At 60.4% G+C, this 20,053-nt stretch carries 18 protein-coding genes; 7 read left to right on the top strand and 11 right to left on the bottom strand.

Features of this window, described 5'->3' with window-relative positions:
• Positions 1–82: 82 nt before the first annotated feature.
• The gene (locus D3791_RS08585; RefSeq protein ID WP_022874443.1) at positions 83–1,042 is read left to right on the top strand and encodes a hypothetical protein; all 960 of its coding nucleotides are present in this window, start codon (positions 83–85) and stop codon (positions 1,040–1,042) included.
• Positions 1,043–1,101: 59 nt separating this feature from the next.
• Here the strand turns inward: D3791_RS08585 and D3791_RS08580 are convergent, their stop codons facing one another.
• Both D3791_RS08580 and D3791_RS08575 read right to left on the bottom strand, forming a co-directional pair.
• Positions 1,102–2,418 carry an ABC transporter substrate-binding protein gene (locus D3791_RS08580; protein ID WP_061955520.1) on the bottom strand — a complete coding sequence of 439 codons (1,317 nt, stop codon included), beginning with the start codon at positions 2,416–2,418 and terminating at the stop codon, positions 1,102–1,104.
• A 171-nt stretch (positions 2,419–2,589) separates the two neighbouring features.
• Positions 2,590–3,612 (bottom strand): LacI family DNA-binding transcriptional regulator, encoded by a 1,023-nt coding sequence (locus tag D3791_RS08575; protein ID WP_022874445.1) that lies wholly within the window; start codon positions 3,610–3,612, stop codon positions 2,590–2,592.
• A gap of 174 nt (positions 3,613–3,786) precedes the next feature.
• Between D3791_RS08575 and D3791_RS08570 the strand changes: the two genes are divergently transcribed.
• The 5 genes from D3791_RS08570 to D3791_RS08550 are packed head-to-tail and all read left to right on the top strand — an operon-like array spanning position 3,787 to position 10,335.
• A complete protein-coding gene (locus D3791_RS08570) occupies positions 3,787–4,923 on the top strand; it encodes a Gfo/Idh/MocA family protein (protein ID WP_172512941.1) in 1,137 nt (378 codons plus the stop codon).
• Positions 4,920–6,173, top strand: coding sequence for a dihydrodipicolinate synthase family protein (locus D3791_RS08565; RefSeq protein ID WP_172511913.1), 1,254 nt, complete (start codon positions 4,920–4,922; stop codon positions 6,171–6,173). Before D3791_RS08570 ends, D3791_RS08565 begins: the two co-directional genes overlap by 4 nt.
• Positions 6,170–7,078, top strand: a complete 909-nt coding sequence (locus tag D3791_RS08560) for a sugar phosphate isomerase/epimerase family protein (protein WP_172511912.1) — start codon at positions 6,170–6,172, stop codon at positions 7,076–7,078. Before D3791_RS08565 ends, D3791_RS08560 begins: the two co-directional genes overlap by 4 nt.
• Positions 7,079–7,108: 30 nt before the next feature.
• Positions 7,109–9,229, top strand: coding sequence for a DUF6807 family protein (locus tag D3791_RS08555; protein ID WP_172511911.1), 2,121 nt, complete (start codon positions 7,109–7,111; stop codon positions 9,227–9,229).
• Between the two features lie 11 nt (positions 9,230–9,240).
• Positions 9,241–10,335: a M24 family metallopeptidase gene (locus D3791_RS08550; protein WP_172511910.1), complete on the top strand. Its 1,095-nt coding sequence runs from the start codon at positions 9,241–9,243 to the stop codon at positions 10,333–10,335.
• A 70-nt stretch (positions 10,336–10,405) separates the two neighbouring features.
• Here the strand turns inward: D3791_RS08550 and D3791_RS08545 are convergent, their stop codons facing one another.
• From D3791_RS08545 to D3791_RS08530, 4 genes are all read right to left on the bottom strand, one after another.
• The gene (locus D3791_RS08545; RefSeq protein ID WP_172511909.1) at positions 10,406–11,314 is read right to left on the bottom strand and encodes an NAD-dependent epimerase/dehydratase family protein; all 909 of its coding nucleotides are present in this window, start codon (positions 11,312–11,314) and stop codon (positions 10,406–10,408) included.
• An 8-nt stretch (positions 11,315–11,322) separates the two neighbouring features.
• Positions 11,323–12,678 (bottom strand): Gfo/Idh/MocA family protein, encoded by a 1,356-nt coding sequence (locus tag D3791_RS08540; protein WP_172511908.1) that lies wholly within the window; start codon positions 12,676–12,678, stop codon positions 11,323–11,325.
• A gap of 96 nt (positions 12,679–12,774) precedes the next feature.
• A complete protein-coding gene (locus D3791_RS08535) occupies positions 12,775–13,755 on the bottom strand; it encodes a carbohydrate ABC transporter permease (RefSeq protein ID WP_028268387.1) in 981 nt (326 codons plus the stop codon).
• On the bottom strand, positions 13,748–14,674 hold the full coding sequence (locus D3791_RS08530) for a carbohydrate ABC transporter permease (RefSeq protein WP_022874454.1): 927 nt from the start codon (positions 14,672–14,674) through the stop codon (positions 13,748–13,750). The genes D3791_RS08535 and D3791_RS08530 overlap by 8 nt, the downstream gene beginning before the upstream one ends.
• A 332-nt stretch (positions 14,675–15,006) precedes the next feature.
• On the opposite strand from D3791_RS08530, the gene D3791_RS08525 reads away from it, so the two are divergent.
• Positions 15,007–16,152, top strand: a complete 1,146-nt coding sequence (locus D3791_RS08525) for a mandelate racemase/muconate lactonizing enzyme family protein (RefSeq protein WP_281350633.1) — start codon at positions 15,007–15,009, stop codon at positions 16,150–16,152.
• Here the strand turns inward: D3791_RS08525 and D3791_RS08520 are convergent.
• From D3791_RS08520 to D3791_RS08500, 5 genes are read right to left on the bottom strand one after another with little or no spacing between them, the layout of a single operon-like run.
• A complete protein-coding gene (locus D3791_RS08520) occupies positions 16,149–16,871 on the bottom strand; it encodes a glycerophosphodiester phosphodiesterase family protein (RefSeq protein ID WP_172511906.1) in 723 nt (240 codons plus the stop codon). The genes D3791_RS08525 and D3791_RS08520 overlap by 4 nt on opposite strands.
• A complete protein-coding gene (locus D3791_RS08515) occupies positions 16,868–17,662 on the bottom strand; it encodes a Cof-type HAD-IIB family hydrolase (RefSeq protein WP_022874457.1) in 795 nt (264 codons plus the stop codon). Before D3791_RS08515 ends, D3791_RS08520 begins: the two co-directional genes overlap by 4 nt.
• Before the next feature lies 1 nt (position 17,663).
• Positions 17,664–18,563 carry a PfkB family carbohydrate kinase gene (locus D3791_RS08510; RefSeq protein WP_022874458.1) on the bottom strand — a complete coding sequence of 300 codons (900 nt, stop codon included), beginning with the start codon at positions 18,561–18,563 and terminating at the stop codon, positions 17,664–17,666.
• A gap of 9 nt (positions 18,564–18,572) precedes the next feature.
• Positions 18,573–19,238, bottom strand: coding sequence for an alpha/beta hydrolase (locus D3791_RS08505; protein ID WP_052165177.1), 666 nt, complete (start codon positions 19,236–19,238; stop codon positions 18,573–18,575).
• A 2-nt stretch (positions 19,239–19,240) separates the two neighbouring features.
• Positions 19,241–20,029 carry an enoyl-CoA hydratase/isomerase family protein gene (locus tag D3791_RS08500; protein ID WP_022874460.1) on the bottom strand — a complete coding sequence of 263 codons (789 nt, stop codon included), beginning with the start codon at positions 20,027–20,029 and terminating at the stop codon, positions 19,241–19,243.
• Positions 20,030–20,053: the final 24 nt, after the last annotated feature.

Below are 20,053 nucleotides of genomic sequence, written 5' to 3'. Positions count from 1 at the left end.
TTACTAGCCGTAGTCCATACGGTAGCAACTGAACGCGTTTGCATCGACATACTACGATAAGAACGTGGCACAGTGGATAGATTTGTTCAATAGCGATAACTGGCGTGAGTCGACCGCCGAATGGATCGACGCGGCCTGCGAGGCGTACGGCATCCAGCGCACCTCCGGTCCCGACTTCTGGCCTGCCCAATTGCACCAGATCCAGGCGACGGTGCAAACCGATGCGGCGGACCTGATCTTCAGCGCCAACGCCCCCGGGCTGGCTGCCGAAGCGGCCACCACCGTGGTAGCCGGCCAGATTCTTCCCGAGCGTTTCGTGATGCCCCTGGCGGTGGACCGCAGTGCCGGCTACATGCTCAGCCCCGACTTCGGGCATACGATGGCGGATCTCGGGGACTCGGTGGAGAACTGGGAACTGGCCCTCGCCTCGCTTGGTTCACTGCAGGTGGCCCTGATGGGCCGGGAAGACCAGTTCTTCGACGCCGGGGTCACCGTTGTCGACCCGCAGTTCCTGCCGGAACAGTTCGAGCAGGCGTTGATGATGCATGTTTCCCTGCCGCCGGAACATCCCCTGCACATCGACGGGGCCCAGGCCGATCACCTGGCGTCCCATATCGACGAGCTGACCAAGGCCTGCGCAACGTTGCATGAGGGTTCTGTTCCCCTGAGCCTGGAGCATGGAAACTTTGATCTCTCCCAGGTAGTTGTTCCGGCCGAATCCGGCACCCATGGGCGGATCTTGAACCTGTCCTCGGCTCACTGGGCGCACCCCTTCTCCTCGCTGAACACCGCTCTGGCCGCCATGACCGAGGTCTGGGATTGTGACACCAGCGATGAGCGCGTTATGCAGGTGCTTTTCGCTTATCTGGACCAGTTTGCAGCCTATGGCTCACCGGATGAGCTCTATGACCTGATCGGCCCAGCCTGCTTGGTGGCTCCGCTGTCCCAGCATGAAACGTGGCTGCGATTGCTGCTGGATGCCGATGACGAGCACCTGCGCGAGAACGCGCCGAGCGTGCTTGCTACCTTAGATCTTCAGTAGCTTTAAAAAAATGAGGGACCCAGTTCAATGAATGAACTGGGTCCCTCAGTTTGCATGGACTACTGCGCTACAGCGGTTTCGATTTCCTTGAAGGCGTTTTGCGCGGCGTCTGCTACGCTCTGGCGGTCAAAGAAGACCTCCATTTCGTAGCGGTACAGAATGTCCTGGACGGCGCTGAATCCCATGGGCGGAATAGGCTCGGTTCCCTGCAGCTCAGGCTCCAGGCTGGTGACGAATTCTGCGGACGCGGTCTCGACCGAGTCCAGATCCGCGACAACGCTCTTGCGGACGTCGAGGTTTGCCGGCAATCCGCGGTCCATCTGGTTCAGTGCACCCGCCTCTTGCGAATTGACCATGAAATCAATGAATTTCTTGACCTCATCCGGGTGCTTGGTGCGGCCGTAGCCGGACATCATCATCGAGGATTTGTACCACAGGCCGTTGTCCTCGGCCTTGCCGGTGCTGCTAGGCAGGCGCAATGGGACCAGATCGGAACCGACGGCAGCCGACAGGCCGCCTAGCTGGTTGCTCCACCACATGCCGAAGGCTGCGGTTCCGGTGCCGGTCATCGAGCGGTCTGGTCCGGCATTCTGGTTTTCCGCCAGTACCGAAGCCTTGGGGTAGGAGCCACCGCTGAGCAGATCCCGGTGGTGCTGGAAGTATCCGGCGAGATCCTCGGCGGTGAATCCGAGGGCTCCGTCGCTGCCGGTGAGGTGCTTGCCGTCCTGGCGCAGCCACGTCTGCAATCCTGCAGGTTCGTTCGGAGCTTCGGCACCGTATTTGCCGTCGAGCTTCTCGCTCACGGTTTCGGTGATCTTCCGGTAGTCATCCCAGGTCCAGGTCTTGTCGTCGGGAACCTTCAGCCCGGCTTCTTCAAGGACCTTTGGGTTGGCGGTCAGGGTGAAGGAGTTAATGCCCGTGGTGATGCCAACCAGGCCGTCATCGGTGGTTCCGTTCTGGATGGATACCTCTTCAAACTTGGAGACATCCACGCCGGTCAAATCCAGCAGCGCCCCGCGGTCCGCATATTCACGAAGGTACTTGTCGTCCATCTGGATGATGTCGGGAGCGTCATTGGAGGCCACCTGGGTTGCCAGCTTGTCCCAGTACCCGCTCCAGTCCGAGTATTCGCCCTGCACGTCGATATCCGGGTTCTCTGCTTCAAAGGCTTCGATGATCTTGTTGGTGGCCTGGGCCCGCGAGTCGGAACCCCACCAGGAGAACCGGAGCACGGTCTTCCCGTCGGCGTTCTCGGCGCCGCTGCTGCCTCCACACCCGGTCAACGCGAGAGCAGCAACCGCGGCAACGGCTACGGACTTGCTCAGACGTGCACCGAACTTCTGTCGACTTTTTCTTGAGTTGTCCTGCTGGTCCATGGGTCTCCTCCTTGAGTGGGCCGGTAAGTGCGAGGTTTCAACAATTGACCGTCATTTTCAGTCTTTTGGAAAGCGCTTCCCAAACAATCTAAGTGTGACCCCAGTCACGAGTCAAGAGGGGAAGTGGAATCCGTCAATAACATTTGAACATGGCATCATGCACGCTCGGTATTACCGATTATCGCTGTGCAATCGCGAAGAATCGCGTAGCACAGGGGTGCCAGTGACCACCATTTTGCGCGCATCCCCGTGGCTTAACACCATTTCCCCGGCCCAGCGGCCGATTTCTTCCAGTGGCAGGCGCGCAGTGCTGATCGAAGGGGTGACATCTTCGAGCGTCGGAATATCATCGAAACCCACCACAGCGATATCCTCAGGCACCCGCAACCCGCTTTCCCTGACAGCGCGAATCGCACCCAGGGCCATCACGTCGGAAACGCAGAAAACGCATACTTGCTGATCCGCTTCTTCGGGCTTTCGCACCCGGAGGTAATCGCTCATGGCCATGTAGGCGCCCTCCCGGGAAAACGCCCCATGGAAAACATCGACGGCGGCAAGCCCGGTGCGCTTCAGCTTCGAGAGGAAGCCTTGGGCGCGGTGGCGTGAAGTCAGCAGATTTTCATCGCCAGCCAGGACAACAAACTTGCGGTGACCTGCACGGATCAGCTCTCCGGCAAGGTTCTCAGAGGTGGTTTCGTTATCCACTTGGATACCGCCGGTGCTGGCCAGGGGCTGGCCGATGACAACCACCTGCCCGCCGTTCTCCTGGTAGTTCTCAATCAACTTGAGCAGCCCGTCATCTTCGGATTGACCACGCGAGCCGGAAAGGATGATGGCATCCGTCCGCTGCGACATGAAGGCCCTCACGGCCTCGATTTCCCGTTCCGGCTCGGAATCCGTGCTGGCCAGGAGCAACTGGGTGCCGCTATCCCCCAGGCCACGCTGGACGCCGCGGGCAATCGTGGAGAAGTAGGGGTCGGCGATATCGCGGACTACAAGGCCTATGAGCTTGGTTGATGCCCGGGCAAGCGCTTGCGCTTGCGCGTTGGGAAAGTAGCCGAGTTTTTCCGCGGCCGCGCGGACCTTATCGGAGATCTCGGCCGCTGGTTTACGTGCGGAACCGTTGAGCACACGCGAGGCAGTAGCCAATGAAACTCCGGCTTCATTAGCGACGTCAGTTAGTCGAATAGCCATCTGAAATCCTTTTCGTCCACTACAAGCTGGGACAAGCTTATCTTTCAATCCCCGTGATGGTTGACACCCCAATTCTGCATCACTATCGTGGAAAGCGCATTCCCAAAAATATTTCCTACTCTCACTTCAGCCGAGGAGTCTCTCGTGACAAATACCAAAGTTCTCCGAATTGCCATGAACGGCATTACCGGCCGCATGGGCTATCGGCAGCACCTGCTGCGTTCGATCCTGCCCATCCGCGATCAGGGCGGCATCACCCTGGCTGACGGCACCAAGCTCACCGTTGAGCCGATTCTTGTCGGCCGCAATGAAGATAAATTGCGCGAGCTCGCGCAGAAGCACCAGGTAGAGCACTACAGCACAGACCTCGATTCGCTGATCGAAGACCCGAGCATCGACATCATTTTCGATGCCTCGATGACTTCGCTGCGATACGACACCCTGTCCAAGGCCATCGCCGCCGGCAAGCACATCTTCACCGAAAAGCCGACCGCAGAAACCCTGAGCGATGCCATCGACCTGGCCCGACAGGCCAAAGCCAAGGGCATTACCGCCGGCGTCGTGCACGACAAGCTCTACCTGCCCGGCCTCGTGAAGCTGCGCCGCCTCGTCGACGAAGGCTTCTTCGGAAGAATCCTCTCCCTGCGCGGAGAATTCGGCTACTGGGTCTTCGAAGGCGAAATCCAGGAAGCCCAGCGCCCATCGTGGAATTACCGGCTGGCCGACGGCGGCTCGATGACCACCGACATGTACTGCCACTGGAACTACGTCCTGGAAGGAATCATCGGCAAGGTCAAGAGCGTCACCTCGACAACCGCCACCCACATCCCGACCCGATGGAATGAGCAGGGTGAAGCATATGAAGCTACCGCGGACGATGCGGCCTACGGTATTTTCGAACTCGAAACCCCCTCAGGCGATCCGGTGATCGCCCAGATCAACTCCTCCTGGGCAGTGCGCGTATACCGCGACGAACTGGTCGAATTCCAGATCGATGGCACCCACGGCTCGGCAGTTGCAGGCCTGAACAAGTGCGTCGCCCAGCAACGCGCCCACACCCCGAAGCCGGTCTGGAACCCTGACCTGCCGGTTACCGAATCCTTCCGCGACCAGTGGCTGGAAGTTCCAGCCAACGCTGATTTGGATAACGGCTTCAAGCTGCAGTGGGAAGACTTCCTCGCAGATGTCGTCGCCGGACGCGAACACAAATACGGCCTGCTCTCGGCAGCGCGCGGCGTGCAGCTGGCGTCCCTGGGCCTGCAGTCCGCAGCAGAACGCCGAACCCTGGACATCCCGGAGATCACGCTATGAGCGAGAACAATTTCCCGGAACTCGCCCTGATCGATGAGCACGGCCAGTCCTTCACTTACAGGTTGCAGGGTCCCGGTGACTTCCACCGCCCCGCCTCGCCGATCACCTCGCGCAAGGTGTATGCCGCGGCCCATGTGATTCCTCAAATGGGGGCGGACAATACCCCCGGAGCGCCAGCGGTGATCGACTGGGACGCCACGTTGGCCTACCGCCACGAGCTCTGGTCCTACGGCCTCGGCGTCGCCGATGCCATGGATACTGCACAGCGCGGCATGGGCCTGGATTACCCTGCGACCTGCGAACTGATCAACCGTTCGGCCCGAGAGGCGGCAACGGTCATCTCGGAAAACCGCTACCCCGCGCTCACCGGGCTGACGGTGCGCGATATTCTCTCCTGCGGCGTTGGAACCGACCAGCTCACCATCGAGTCCGTTGAACCGGGCCAGCTGCAGAAAGTCACTGACGCCTATCTGGAAATGCTGCGCCTCGTAGAGGCCTCCGGCGCGAAGTCCATCCTGATGTGCTCGCGCGCGCTGGCCAAGGCCGCGCAGACTCCCGAGGATTACCTCCAGGTCTACGGCAACCTGCTGGAAGCCGCGCAGCAACCCGTGATCCTGCACTGGCTGGGCGAGATGTTTGATCCGCAGCTTGCCGGCTACTGGGGAACCACCGACCTTTCCGAAGCGACCTCGGTATTCCAGTCCATCTTGGAAAAGTACTCGCAGAAGATCGACGGGGTGAAAGTTTCCCTGCTCAACGCAGAGCACGAGAAACAGCTTCGCTCGGCCCTCCCCCCAGGGATCAGGCTCTACACCGGAGACGACTTCAACTATCCCGAGCTCATCGACGGTGACGGCGAACTCCATTCAGATGCCTTGCTAGGAATATTCGCCGCGATTTACCCCGCCGCCTCGACAGCGCTGCAGGCGTTCGATGCCGCGGATTCCGCACGGGGACGGGCCATCTTGGACTCTACCCGGGAACTGGGACTGCATATCTTCAGTGCCCCGACCTTCTACTACAAGACGGGTATCGCTTTCCTTTCCTGGCTCAACGGCCATCAAAGCGGATTCCAAATGGTGGGCGGGCTTCACGCTGGGCGCTCGCTGCCCCACCTGATCCGGACCTTTATTCTGGCGGATTCCGCCGGTTTGATCTTGAACCCGCCCCTGGCCGCTGAACGCATGGAACAGCTCCTTGCGGTCTATGGAATCAAGGCAGCCAACCGATCACTGACAGGAGTGTCATGAGCTTCGAATTATCTCTGAACACCGGCACCACCCCCAACCTCAACCTGCACGAGGCGGTCGAAGCCGCAGCCCGCGCCGGATTGACCCATATCGGCCCTTGGCGCCACCTGCTCGAAGAGGCGGGAGGTGCGCAACGAGCAGCGGACATCATCAAGGAAGGCGGGCTGCAGGCAAGCACCCTGTGCCGCGGCGGATTCCTGACGGCAACTTCCAATGAAGCGCAAAAGGAAGCTTTCGAATCCAATCGGAAAGCCATTGAGGAAGCAGCCGCCATCGGGGCAGGAAATCTGATCATGGTCGTCGGCGGATTGCCTTCAGCCGCGCACGTTCTCGGAGGCACCGGAGATCCGCAGGACAAGGACATCGTCGGGGCTCGTGACCGAGTCGCGCGTGCGCTGGACCAACTGGTGCCTGTTGCGTTGGATCACGGGGTTTGCCTGGTACTCGAAGCGCTGCACCCCATGTATGCCGCTGACCGGGCGGTGCTCTCGACCTTGGGCCAGGCCCTGGATTTGGCCACCGCGCACCCTGCAGAAGCTGTCGGCGTTGTTGTCGATACCTTCCATGTCTTCTGGGACCCGCAGTTGCAGCAGCAGATCCAGCGAGCCGGGCATGAGCGCCGATTGGCTAGTTACCAAATCTGCGATTTCAACTTGCCCATTGCCAGCAACGCCCTGCAATCGCGCGGCATGATGGGCGACGGGCATATCGACTTCCCATCCATCTCCCGCTGGATGACCAAGGCCGGTTATCAAGGTCCAGTGGAAGTCGAGATCTTCAACGACGAGATCAATGGCCAGGATGCGGATCTGACCTTGGCGGCCATGTCTGAGCGTTATCAGTCGCTTGTTTTGCCTCATCTTGAACAAGCTGCGGGCATCCAGCCGGCGAGCGCAATAAACTGATCTGACTTCGACGATTCCAAGAAGGACACTATGAACCAGCAAACCACCGCAGCAGCTGCCAAAGACGACAGTTCCGTTGCGCCGTCAACAGCCCCAGCGGTGGTGCTGGTTGGCCTTAATGGCTTCGGACGCCAGCATCTGGGCAACATCCAGCGCTTGGCCAGCGAGAACAAGATCAGTTTCCTCGCTGGCATTGATCCTAAAGATCCGGGCAGCCTGGTTCGCGGGGAAAACACGCGAATCTTCACCACCCTCGACGAGTTCCTCGAATCCGGGCTGAAACCGGACATCATCATCATTTCAACCCCGATCAGCACCCATGCCGACTTGGCCATGAAAGCTCTGGCCACGGGCGCGGACCTGTATCTGGAAAAGCCGCCAACGGCCACGCTGGAGCAATACGAAACCCTGCTCAGTGCCGCCCAGGCAGCTGGCGTCAACGTCCAGGTTGGGTTCCAGGCCCTGGGGTCGCTGGCTCTGACAGCAGTGGCCGGGTTCTTTGAAAATGGCGTTGCGAACTCTCCCATCGGCGCGCTGCGTGCGGTTGGTGCCAGCGGAAATTGGCTGCGCACCACGGGCTACTACAACCGCTCGCCATGGGCGGGCCATCGCCAGCTCAACGGCGTGGAAATCGCCGACGGCGTGGTCACCAACCCGCTGGCCCATGCGGTTGCCAGCGCATTGCGGATTGCCGGTGCCCAGCGCGCTGGCGATGTTCTCTCGGTAGCCACGGATTTGTACCATGCCCATCAAATCGAAGCCGACGATACATCCGTGGTGAGGCTGCAGACAAACAGCGGCATCCCGGTCACCGCGGCTTTGACCGTCTGCGCGGCCGAACAGCAGGACCCATGGATCACCATCTACGGGACCGAGGGCTTGGCCATCTTGTACTACACGCGCGATGAATTGGTCATCCGCCCCAATCCGGAATCCGGCAAACCCGAGACATCCCAGGTCTTCGGCCGCGTGAACCTGCTGGAGAATCTCGTAGACGTCCGTGCAGGACACGCGCCCGAGCTGCTCAGCTCCCTGGAATCGGCCGGCGCGTTCATGCGCGTCCTGGAACAGATCCGCACCGGCGCCGAGCCCAAGGACATTCCGGCGGCCTACGTGATCCCCACCGACCAGGGCGATCAGTTCCACCCGGTCATCCCAGATATCGAACATTTCATCAACCGTTCCGTGGCCGCGCAGTCCGACTTTTCCTCGCTTGGCGCACCGTGGGCCAGCGAACCGGAGACCAGCGGAACATTCACAGTGGAAAATCCTTCCAACGCCCAAAAACAAGGCATCGCAAGACTGCGCACAGGCCAGGACATTTCCATCACGAACTCGCCGCGGCCCTTCTTGGATCAGCTGGCCACCTTGGGCGGCGTGCACGTCAGCGACCAGCAGCCGCTGGACCACACATGGCATCTTGGGGTCTCGGTGGCCTTGCAGGACGTGAATGGAAATAACTTCTGGGGCGGGCGAACCTACACCCGTGCCGACTCCCGGTATGTATGGCGCCAAGACCACGGGCACATCCGCACAGTGGCCAATTCCTTTGCCCCGAACGGAAGTTCCGTGCGCTCCGAGCTGGAGTGGGTCGGACATAAGCAGCAGGTGCTGCTGGACGAGCACCGCAGCATCGATTTCACCGCCTTCACACACCAACCCACCTCGGCAACGGGCTGGATCATGGATTTCGCTTTCACCCTGCGGGCACGGGAAGAATCCGTATCCATTGGCTCCCCAGGATCCAATGGACGGCTCAATGGCGGTTATGGCGGATTCTTCTGGAGACTGCCGAAAGCCGAAAACACGCAGATATTCACCGACACCCTCTCGGGTGAGGAACAAGTCCACGGCGCCCGCAGCCCGTGGATGGCATTCAGCTCCGACTTTGCCTCGGAAGCTGTCAGCTTGGCGCAACGAAGCACGGGACACGGCGCGGCGACACTCATTTTCTGCAGTGGCGATGGTGATCCATGGTTTGTCCGCAGCTCCGGCTATCCGGGTGTGGGAAGCTCTCTGGCATGGGATGCCCCGGTCATCTTGGATCCCGGAGCCTCGTTGACCCGTCGTGTGCGTGTGCTGGTGGCTGATGGCCAGTGGGATCGCTCCGCGGTATCGGCGCTTTTCCAAGAATTCGGTTCCCACCATTAGGAAGTTGCCTCATGTCTTCTGCCGCCGCTATTGAGCATGCAACGAAGCATGCCCAGCTCATTGAGCTCCTCCAGGCACATGGAGCCCAGGCCATCATGCTCTCCACCCCCGCGTCCTTGGCTTGGTTCCTTGGTGGCGCCCGGACCCATGTGTCCCTCGGTGCCCCGCCAATCGCCAGGGTCCTGGTTCATGCCGATGGCTGCGAGCTGGCGACGTCCGTCAGTGAAGCGCAGCGCCTGCAAAACGAGGAACTCAATGCCTTGGATCAGATCAACATCCACGTCACCGGATGGTACGAGTCCCTCGATGATGTTGGCTCGTGGTTTGGGCAAGCCGCTGCATGGGAGATTCTCGACGAATCGGAGATCGAGTCGGAATTGCGTGCCTTGCGCACCTCATTATCCGCGGTGGAAATCGAGCGTTATCGCCAGCTGTGCCAGGACACGGCTGCGGTCATGACCGACGTCTTGTCTGTCGTCTCCAGCGCGGACAGCGAATTTTCCGTCGCAGCCAAGCTCTCTGCCGGTGCCATGGAGCTAGGTGGTGAGGTGCTCGTTGCGCTCGTCAGTTCTGCTGCGCGGGCCGGCTACCGGCATCCGCTGCCGAAGGGTGTTCCGCTGGGGCGCAAGGCCATGGCAGTGTTGTGCGTCCGGAGACACGGGCTGATTGCCAATCTCACGCGGTGGGTGCGTTTTGAACCGGCCACGGAGCAGGAAATTTCCGGGGAATCGGACATTCTCGGCGTCGAGGCGGAGATCCTTTCCGGCATTTGCGCGGGCACGATGCTCGGCGACCTTTTGCCTCGGATCCAACAGGCCTACCCGGCCCACGGTTTTGACGAGCTGGAGTGGACGCGGCATCACCAGGGCGGAATTGCTGGGTATAGCGGCAGGGATCCTCGACTGGCTCCCGGAGCGACTGACCGCTTCCAGTTCAATCAAGCTTTCACTTTCAACCCGAGCGCGCAACGCGATGGCCTGACCTTCAAGGTCGAAGACACCATGCTGCTGGCCGAATCCGGCGCTATCGAAGTTCTCAGCGTGGATCCGCGCTGGCCGGCGATCATGGTGAATGGCTTGCCCCGGCCCCAAGTCCTGCAGAGATAAGCGGCCAATAAGAAATCCGGTGGATGCGAGGAATATTTTCCTCGCATCCACCGGATTTTTGCATCTAGACTCAGATCTTTGTTTTGAGCTCGGTTCTCCAGCTTCGCTTGGGTTCCCAACCGATGGTTTCCCGCGCCTTGTCGATGCTGAAGGCCGGACGGTCCCCGGTCAGACCGGTGGCCAGCGATGCGAGTTCCGGGTAGATTTCCGGAATGATTTCCGAGAGCGGCCGGGTTGCCATGGCATCCTTGGCGCCGACGAAAAATACCGAGCCGTTCTCAACACGATCAAATCGCTCTAGGAGCAGCAAGAGGAAGTCAGCGACGTCGCGTGCATCCACATAGTTGAATAGTGCCGGGGCTGAGAGCTTCGGATCCTGCAGGCGCTCGGCTACCGTGTGTCCTTGCTGTGTTGGAGCCCCGTCCCACTCTTCTTCGGCAATCACGAAGCAGGGACGGAATGAAGCGAACTTCACCGGGCTGCTGGGACCCATCTTTGCCGCGAACATGGCAGCGATCTGTTCCGCCACATATTTTGACAGCCCGTAGGCGTGCCAAGGGCGTGGGGTTTCGTTTTCGTCCAAGGGCAGTTTCTCAGGAACCCAGCCGCCCGGAGATCCGTAGCCCATGATGGATGGGCTGGAGGCCAGCACTACGCGCGTCGCGCCGGACTCGACAGCGGCCGAGGTGACGTTGTGCGCGATCGTCGAGTTGGTCTTCAGCAGGACTTCCTCGGGAGCCATAAAGGGCACCGCCATCGCGGCTAGGGAGACTACTGCTTGCGGGGAGATTTCCTTGAATGCCGTGTGGGTGGCTTCGGCATCCATCAAATCGATGCTGCGGTAGTCAACGCCGGGAACAGCTTGTTTGGGCAACTCCCGGTCCAGCGAGATCACCTCGTGTCCGGCCGCTGCGAAGCCTTGGACCACTGCGCGTCCCAAGCGGCCAGAGCCGCCGGTGATAATGACTTTTTCACTCATGGATTCAATTACACCTGAACCTGTTGATTCGATAACAGATTAACGCCTAGCCCGGCCGATGCAACATCGATGAGAGCGCCGGTGTCCAGGGATTTGTTCCCGCAGATTCCTACGGCAATGGCCCGGACGCCGTCGAGGAACCCGGCTTGGCGTGAGTAGGCGTCTGCCTGGCGTCCTTCGAAGAGTTCTTCCAGGAGCAGCTTGTCGCCTCCTCCGTGCGATCCTTCCGAATTGATGATCGGGATTTCTTCGGCTTCTTGCCAGTGGCGCTGAACCACAAGGCGTTCGCCTTTGGAACGGACCTTGCTGCTCTGCCCGTCGTCGCTGTAGGAGGGATCCACTGGCCTCCCGCCGGATGCCGGCAAGACGGCTGCGCGCTCGACCACGTCGAGTTCCAGTCGGCCTTCGGTTCCGTTAATGGCCACCCGGTAGCCTTCCCAGGGGCTGTGCGCGTTGAGCGAGTAGGAAAGAATCGGGCCTTTGTCGTATTGAACAGTGAGGCTCAGATTGTCTTCGATGGAAATCTGGCCGTTGAAGACGCCCTGGTCGCGACGGTACCCATCAAAGTGCTCATTAGCCAGGTACAGTTTCTCCAGTCGTTCATCGCTGCGCAGATCAAGGTCGAACGGTTCTTGGTCGCTGGTGTCGTGCGTGCCGCGTTCGTGGGTCGCGAAGCCCCTGGCTTCGGCGTTCTTCGGGCCATAGAACTTCAGGCCTCCGGCGGCGAATACGCTGTGCGGCGAGTCATCAAGCCACCAGTTGACGAGGTCAAAATGGTGGCTCGATTTGTGGATGAGCAGACCGCCGGAATTCTCCTTCAGACGGTGCCAGCGGCGGAAGTAGTCGGCGCCATGAACGGTGTCGAGCATCCAATTGAAATCAATGGAAGTGACCTGGCCGATCAGTCCGTCATCGATGGCCTTTTTCAAGGCCGTATTGCGCGGTGAGTAGCGATAGTTGAAGGCCACGATGACTTCGCGTCCGGTCTCGGCAACCGCCTGGGCAATGCGCGCGGTGCTCGCGGCATCGATAGTCAGCGGCTTTTCCACGATGACGTCAGCGCCCGCGTACATGGAGGAGCAAATCAAGGAGGCGTGGGTATAGTCCGGGGTCGTGATGATGACTCGATCAATCGCGTTCTCGCGGATGTACGCCTCAAGGTCTGCGGGGTCAAAGGACCCCAGCCGCTGGCCGAAGGTCTGCTCGACGACATCCTGGTAGTACTCGATGCGGCCTGGGTTGGTATCAGCCAAGGCGACCAGTTCAGCGACGTTGCTGTGATCGCCGAGCATGGAGGTGATGTACATTTCGCATCTGTTGCCGGCACCGATCAGCACATAGCGCGTGCGTGTTGTTGTTCCCATGTGTTGTTTTCTCCTTAGCTATGGGCCGCGGCCATTGGGCCAGTTTCAGACATGCCAATGGCCCGGGTTCTGGGTCTCCGGGCCATTCGCACTTGGTTATTTGATGCCGGTCGTGGCGATGCCCTTGACCAGATATTTCTGGCCGAAGAGGAAGGCCAGGAAGACCGGGATGAGGGTGACTATCGACATCGCGAACAGGGCGCCCCAGTTCGATTCGCCGGTGGAGTCGATGAACGCGTTCAGCGCTACCTGCACGGTGTAGTTGCTCGGGTTCGTCAGGTAGATCAGCGAGGTGAAGAAGTCGCTCCAGGTCCAGATGAAGGTGAAGATCGCCGTGGTGGCCAACGCCGGCACCATCAGCGGCAGGATCACCTGCAGGAAGATCCGCGGGTGGCCGGCACCATCGATACGGGCGGCTTCGTCCATATCCTTAGGAATACCGCGGATGAACTGGATCATCAGGAAGATGAAGAATCCGTCCGTGGCCAGCAGCTTGGGGACAATAATCGGCCAGAAGGTGTTGACCCAACCGATCTGGGAGAACATGACGTACTGCGGAACGATGATCACGTGAATCGGAAGCATGATCGTCATCAGCATGAGAACGAACATGATCTTCTTGAACTTGAACTCAAGCCGGGCGAAAGCGTATGCCGCCATGGAGCAAGAAACCAGGTTTCCGATGATGCAGCCCAAAACCAGGATGGCGGAGTTCATCAGGTACTTGCTGAATGGCTCCGACAGGGCGTCCCACCCGTTGGGGTAGTTGGTCCAGTCCACTTGGGAAATGACCAGGCCCGCTTCACGGAAGATCAGGTCATTGGGCCTGAAGGAACTTGCAACCATCCACAGCAGCGGGTAGATCATCACGCCGGCTGCCAGGATCAGCAGGGCATGCTTTACTACCGAACGCAGTGGCGTGCGCATCTTGGGTTTGTGCCCTTTGACCCTGCGGCCCTTGGAGTCGGTTCCACCTACCGGTGGTTTCTGGCCCAGCATTTTCTCCTCGTCGAGAACGTGATCCTGCCTTGCCTGGTCAAGATCTGCTGACTGCGGTACCGAAGTTTGATTAGTCATCGTAGAACACCCAATACTTTGAAACTAAGAAGTTCACGGCGGTGAAAGCGCCGACTATGAGGACCAGGAGCCAGGCCATGGCCGAGGCATAACCCATGTCGAATTGCTTGAAGCCTTGCTGGTACAGATACAGAGTGAAGAACATCGTGGAGTCCGCCGGCCCGCCTGAACCGTTGGAAACGATGAAGGCTTGGGTGAAGTTCTGGAATGCGCCGATGATCTGCAGCACGAGGTTGAAGAAGATGATCGGGCTGATCATCGGTAGGGTGATGCTGCGGAACTGGCGCCATTTCGTAGCGCCGTCAATGGAGGCGGCTTCGTAGTACATGGCTGGCACTTGTCGCAGGCCTGCCAGGAAGATCACCATGGGTGATCCGAAGGTCCAGACGTTGAGCAGGATCAGGCTTCCAAGCGATGTATTCGGATCTGAAATCCAGCCGATGCCTTGGATTCCTATAAGTTCCAGCATCTGGTTGACCAGGCCGGTGGTGCCGAAGATCTGCTTCCACAGCACTGCGATAGCTACGGAGGATCCGAGCATTGAGGGCAGGTAGAAAACGGAGCGGTAGAACGAGAGTCCGCGCATGCCACGGTCCAGCAGGATGGCTACTCCCAGTGCTACAGCCAGCTGGAGCGGGACGCCAATCAATACGTAGGTGAAGGTCACTCGCAGCGAGTTGTGCAGCCGCTGGTCCTCGAGCATCCGCTGGATGTTGTCCAAGCCGGTGAATTCCGGCGATTGCAACAGGTTGTAATCCGTGAAGGCGAGGTACAAGGACATCGCCATCGGTCCCAGCGTGACCAGAAAGAGCCCTATCGTCCAGGGGATCAGGAAGATATGAGCGGCCTTGTTGTCTTTTGCAGGAGCCTTCCGACCCTTGGTCTTACTCAGGCTTTGCAACTCGGCAATGGCACTCACTGGCCATCACCTCCTTTCATCAGAACGCTAAGGTGCCCCTTGCGAATCGGGACCGACATGACTGACTCCTTGCTTCAAAAATGCTTCGCCAACATGCTTTGGAATGCGCTTTCCAATCTCTATTCCACAACGCTAAACTAAAGAGCAACGTGAGGTCAACCACATTGGCCAGATGAATAATCGCAGCCGTAATGCCAGCAGGGCAGTAGCGCACACAGACGAAATATCATCACCTCGGCGCACCGAAAACCTACGAAAGGATAGGCCAATTGCCACAGGTCAGATCCGGATTTAATGACACTATCGAGTCCATAGAACTCTATCTAGTTTCAATGCCCTTTGATGCAGCACGTAGAGAAACAGAAGATTCCAATGTGGAATCAATCGATACTTTCAATGCATCATCAAGAACTTTCACACAGATGGAATCATTGATCGTCAAAATCACCACGGCCCAAGGCCTGGTCGGCTGGGGCGAGGGGTTCGGCCACAAGACGAATCCCGCCACATGGGCGGCTTTGGAAGACATCGTCGCGCCATTTTTCCTGGGGCGCACAACCGTTCTGAACGACTGTCTCCCCGCGGCTCAGTACGCTTTCCATGCCTTCGGACGCACGGGCCCGGTCCATTACGCACTGTCAGCTGTCGACATCGCTCTTTGGGACATCGAAGCCAAGCGGGCCAAGAAGACTCTTCGGGAGTTCATCAATGCCCAGGCCCGCCACGAAGTCCACGCCTACGCGTCCCTGGTGCACTACGCAGAGGATCCGCAGGAGGTCTCGTTCCACCTCGAACGCGCCAAATCCCGCGGATTCAGGGCTTTCAAGCTGCATGAATCCCTCAAGCCCGCCATCAAGACCGCGCGGGACACAGTTGGTACTCTCCCGCTGATGGTCGATGTGAACTGCAAGTGGGATGCGGCCCAGGCCCGCTTGGGTTTCGAAGACCTGGCTGACATGAATCTGTTGTGGATTGAAGAACCGGTCTTCCCACCGGACGATTCACATTCCCTGCGCGAGCTGAATACCGCCTTCAAGAATGTCTCCGGCGGCGAAAACCACTCGGGAGTCCAAGGCCTGATCAATGACATGGAGCGAGGAGCCCTTGAATTCGCGCAGCCAAGCGTGGGGAAAATCGGCGGCATCAGCGCCATGCTGCAAGTGCGCGAAGCAGGCCAACGGCTCGGCGCGCACGTGATCCCGCATTGCTTCTATTACGGCCCAGCACTGCTGGCCAGCGCGCAAATCATTGCCCTGGATCCGCCGTTGCAGCTGTCGGACGGCAATCTCCGCCCGGAACTGGAGATCCCGTTCTTGAATTGGGATGTGCAGCTTCATCCCTGGCACGCGCCGCATCAAAGCCTCATGGAATCCGATGGTAGCGTGCCATTGCCGAGCACACCGGGCCTTGGATTCGCCCCGGATGAAGCTGTCATGGATCAATACACCATCAAATACAGCGCTTTAGGTGCAGGCTAGGATCCGAGCACCTTCATCAATAGCTGCGCGTCATCGCTCATGATCGCGTCGACTTTGCGATCCTTGAGCAGTTTCATGGTCGGCTCGTCATTGACCACCCACACGTGCACCTGCGCGCCGGCACGTTGGACCGCCCGGGTGAAACGACCGGTGGCCACGGGAAGCCAACCCTGTTTGAAGGGAACCTGTACAGCCCAGAAATCCTTGACCAGCTTCTTCGGAACCCAGCCAAGAAGGTGGGCGCAGAGCCAAATCAGGATGATTTCACGCTGCCCCGGCGAGCGCCTGATCGGCGCCGACAGAAGGTGGCGCACCGCATGGCTGCGTGCGCTGGAAAATGAAGCCAAGGCGATCTGCTGATGCGCCCCGCGCCGTTCGATCAGCTCGGCCAACGGGCCGATGACGTGTTCGTCTTTGACGTCGAGGTTCACGACCTGCGCCTGCGGGAAGGCATCGAGCAACTGGTCAAGGGTGCACAGCGGTTCTCCGCCAGCGGTGATCTGCGCGAGCTGGTCATCGGTGCGCTCATTGAATTTTCCGCTGGCATCGGTCACCCGGTCCAAGGTCTCATCATGGAACAGGTAGACCGTGCCATCAGCCGAGGCGTGCACGTCGGATTCCAGATGGAGCACCCCGAGATCCACGGCGCGCTGGAAGGCCACCAGCGTATTCTCTTCACCGGCATGGCGCACGCCGCGGTGAGTGAAAGCGTACGTCATTTCAGCAATTCCTCGATGACCTGGGCGACGCCGTCTTCGGCCAGGGATGGGGCACAGTAGCGGGCCGTGGCCAGCGTGGTGGGGTGCCCCGAGGCCATGGCGTAGCCATGTCCGGCGAATTCGAGCATCTGGATGTCGTTGGGCATATCGCCGAAAGCCATCACTTCTTCCGGGGTGATATCCAAGCGCTGGCAGTATTCGTTCAGGGTCCGCGCCTTATGGATGTCCACGTGGGCCATCTCCAACAGCGACACGTCAAAGGCCGAGTGGGTGATGGAGACCAGATGGCTGAGCTTGGGCCTCACGGCAGCATAAAAATCGTCGATGGCCAGGTGCTGGGAGCGCGCAAGGAATTTGACGATGCCCTCGCCGTCGATGGCATCCGAGGACAGATCCATCACCGCCTGCACACCGAAATTATGGTGCCGGTCAGCGAAGCCCTCGCCAAGATGCAGGCCCTTGGTGGTCTCCGCCGCGAAGGTCGCCTCCGGCTCCACTTCGGTGATGATCTGCGCGGCTTCGCGTGCCGTGGCGGCACTCAACGTCCGGGACCAGATCACCTCGTCGCGCTCCAGATCGTAGAGCACCGCGCCGTTGGAGCAGATGACGGTACCCAGGCCGCCAAAGGCCTCGATCACCGGGGTAAGCCAGCGGAACGGGCGCCCGGTGACAAAAACGATCTGGATCCCGGCCTTGCGGGCATCCAGGAACGCCTGGCGGGTTCGCGCGGATATCGTCCCGTCCGGGGCGACGATGGTCCCATCCAGGTCCGAGGCGATCAGCTTGATCACGCTAGAGCTCCTCGCGCCGCGGCGGGTTGGCACCGGCACGTTGAACGGTCACGGCTGCCGCCTTGGCGGCGAATTCCAGGGCCAGGGACAGTTCGCTGATCTGCAGCTGGCCCAGCTTCTCGCGGTTGGCAGCGCCAATCATGTCGTGCTCTGCCAGCCAGCACAGCAAGGCCGCGGTGAAGGTATCACCGGCGCCCACGGTGTCGGTGACCTCTACCGACGGTGCGATGAATTCTGCATCCCCGGCGCGCACCACGCCCCAGGAGCCACGCGATCCGGCGGTGGATACGACGATGGCCGGGCCCATATCCAGCCAGGCGCGGGCCGACTCATGCACCGAACGCATCGGGTACATCCACTTCAGGTCGATGCCCGAGACGCGCACAACGTCGGCCTGGCCGACAAAGCGTTCCACCTCGGCCACCGTCTGGGCATGATTGGTGACCAGCGATGGGCGCAAGTTAGGGTCATAGCTGATGGTCGCATGCGTGCGCGCGGCGGAGAGCAGCGGCAAAAGCTCTTCTGGGCTGAACAGCGTGGCGATGGAGCCGGTGTGGACCAGTTCCACGTCCTGCGGCAGTTCCGGGCCGATGGTCGGCATCTGCCAGAAGGCATTAAAGGCGAAGGCCGCGCCGCCGGCGGGGTCGAGGATGCCGTGGGCGATCACGGTCGCCTCGTCATCGGCGCCGCCCAGGTACTTGACGTTGTTGTCCTTGAGGTAATCCTCGATCTTCGCGCCCTTGTCGTCGGCGCCCCAACGGGAAATCAGGGTTCCGGGGTAACCCAGGCGAGCCAGTGAGACCGCGACGTTCAGCGGGCTGCCGCCAACAAATTCCTGGGCTGGGGTAATGCCTGAGGCCAGGACGTCAACGAGGGCTTCGCCGATCACGGTCGGGTTCATGCTGCTCCTTTAATAGTGCGCAGGTGACAGGGCGCGCACGCAGGCGGCCCATTGGCTGCTGCGCGGGTCAATCCAAGTGTAATGATCGCCCGGGAACAACGCGAAGCGGTAGTCCTGGCCGAGAGCCGCCGCCTTGTGGGCGGCGCGCTGGGCGATTTTCAACGGAACGTCGGCATCCTCGCGACCATGAAAGATTACGACACGGGCGGGCATCGGCCATAATTCCACCGGGCTATAGGTCGCCAGCGGCGCCCCATCGAGCAGCAGGTCCACCGCGGAATCGCTGAGCCCCTGCCTGCGCGCATACTCCAGGTCCAGCAGCCCGGCCTGGCTGACCACCTGGGTGACGCGCGGATCATTCGCGGCCAGCACACAGGCCAGCTGCGCTCCGGCCGAATGGCCGATCAGCGTTATCGGCCCGTCCTCCTTGATCAGCCCCAGAGCCAGCCGGGCGTCGGCGAGCATCGCCGCGGCACTGCCGGTCCCCCGCCGGTACTCCAGGTTGTAGGCCGGAATCCCGCGGGCCGCCAGATCCTGTGCCAGCGGGACGCCGAGCTGCGCGGTGTACCTCTCCCGCCAATAGCCGCCGTGGATGATCATCACCGCGCCGCGGGCCGTGCTGTGCTCGGGTTCGAAGAACTGGAGGTGCTGGTCCGGGTGGGCCCCGTAGTGCATCACTAGTTGCCGGGGAAGTTCGGCGAGCGCTTTTCCACGAAGGCGGCCCGGCCTTCCACCGAATCATTGGTGGCGAAGGCCCGCTGGAAGGAGTCGGCCTCCACCAGCAGCGCGTCATGGGTGTTCAGCGCATCCATCTGCACCAGCGCGGATTTGGCGTTGGCCACCGCGGTGGGCGAGACTGCGGCGATCTCCTCGATGGTGGCCACGGCCTGGTCGATCAGCTCCTCGGCAGGGACCACCCGGTTGGCCAGGCCGATCCGCAGTGCTTCGGCGGACTTGATCCTGCGTCCGGTGAAGATCAGTTCGCGGGCCAGCGCATTGCCGATGCGGCGCGGCAGGCGCACCGAACCGCCGAAGCCTGGCACCAGGCCCAGGTTCACTTCGGGCTGGCCGAAGCTGGCGTTCTCGGAGGCGTAGATGAAGTCGCAGGCCAGGGCGATTTCGCAGCCGCCGCCCAGGGCGAAGCCGTTGACCGCTGCGATGACCGGAACCTGCAGGGACTCCAGCCGTTCGGTCACCGCGTGCATCTGGCGTCCGTAGGCCAGGGCGGCCTGGGAATCCATGGCGTTCATCTGCACGATGTTGGCTCCGGCCACAAAGGACTTCTCCCCGGCGCCGGTGATGATGACTCCGCGGTATTCGAATCCGGTGGTTTCAAACCAGTCGATGAAGGCTTCGAGGTCATTGACGACCTCCTGGGCCAGCGCGTTCAGCGATTTCGGCTGGTTGATGGTCAGGATCAGTGCTGGGCCGCGCGTGGACAGGGCGAGCGTATCAAATTGCTTCATGGCTTCACTCTACCCATGGGACCT

It is taken from the genome of Glutamicibacter mishrai (genome assembly GCF_012221945.1).
GTDB lineage: Bacteria > Actinomycetota > Actinomycetes > Actinomycetales > Micrococcaceae > Glutamicibacter > Glutamicibacter mishrai.
The sequence above is the reverse complement of the archived record's forward strand: the minus strand, read 5'-3'. Positions and strand labels throughout refer to the sequence as shown.

Bases quoted from the DNA above. Each gene is read 5' to 3' on its own strand.
- D3791_RS08580 (WP_061955520.1), bottom strand. From the start codon at position 2,418: ATGGACCAGCAGGACAACTCAAGAAAAAGTCGACAGAAGTTCGGTGCA.
- D3791_RS08575 (WP_022874445.1), bottom strand. From the start codon at position 3,612: ATGGCTATTCGACTAACTGACGTCGCTAATGAAGCCGGAGTTTCATTG.
- D3791_RS08570 (WP_172512941.1), top strand. From the start codon at position 3,787: ATGAACGGCATTACCGGCCGCATGGGCTATCGGCAGCACCTGCTGCGT.
- D3791_RS08565 (WP_172511913.1), top strand. From the start codon at position 4,920: ATGAGCGAGAACAATTTCCCGGAACTCGCCCTGATCGATGAGCACGGC.
- D3791_RS08560 (WP_172511912.1), top strand. From the start codon at position 6,170: ATGAGCTTCGAATTATCTCTGAACACCGGCACCACCCCCAACCTCAAC.
- D3791_RS08555 (WP_172511911.1), top strand. From the start codon at position 7,109: ATGAACCAGCAAACCACCGCAGCAGCTGCCAAAGACGACAGTTCCGTT.
- D3791_RS08550 (WP_172511910.1), top strand. From the start codon at position 9,241: ATGTCTTCTGCCGCCGCTATTGAGCATGCAACGAAGCATGCCCAGCTC.
- D3791_RS08545 (WP_172511909.1), bottom strand. From the start codon at position 11,314: ATGAGTGAAAAAGTCATTATCACCGGCGGCTCTGGCCGCTTGGGACGC.
- D3791_RS08540 (WP_172511908.1), bottom strand. From the start codon at position 12,678: ATGGGAACAACAACACGCACGCGCTATGTGCTGATCGGTGCCGGCAAC.
- D3791_RS08535 (WP_028268387.1), bottom strand. From the start codon at position 13,755: ATGACTAATCAAACTTCGGTACCGCAGTCAGCAGATCTTGACCAGGCA.
- D3791_RS08525 (WP_281350633.1), top strand. From the start codon at position 15,007: ATGCCCTTTGATGCAGCACGTAGAGAAACAGAAGATTCCAATGTGGAA.
- D3791_RS08520 (WP_172511906.1), bottom strand. From the start codon at position 16,871: ATGACGTACGCTTTCACTCACCGCGGCGTGCGCCATGCCGGTGAAGAG.
- D3791_RS08510 (WP_022874458.1), bottom strand. From the start codon at position 18,563: ATGAACCCGACCGTGATCGGCGAAGCCCTCGTTGACGTCCTGGCCTCA.
- D3791_RS08505 (WP_052165177.1), bottom strand. From the start codon at position 19,238: ATGCACTACGGGGCCCACCCGGACCAGCACCTCCAGTTCTTCGAACCC.
- D3791_RS08500 (WP_022874460.1), bottom strand. From the start codon at position 20,029: ATGAAGCAATTTGATACGCTCGCCCTGTCCACGCGCGGCCCAGCACTG.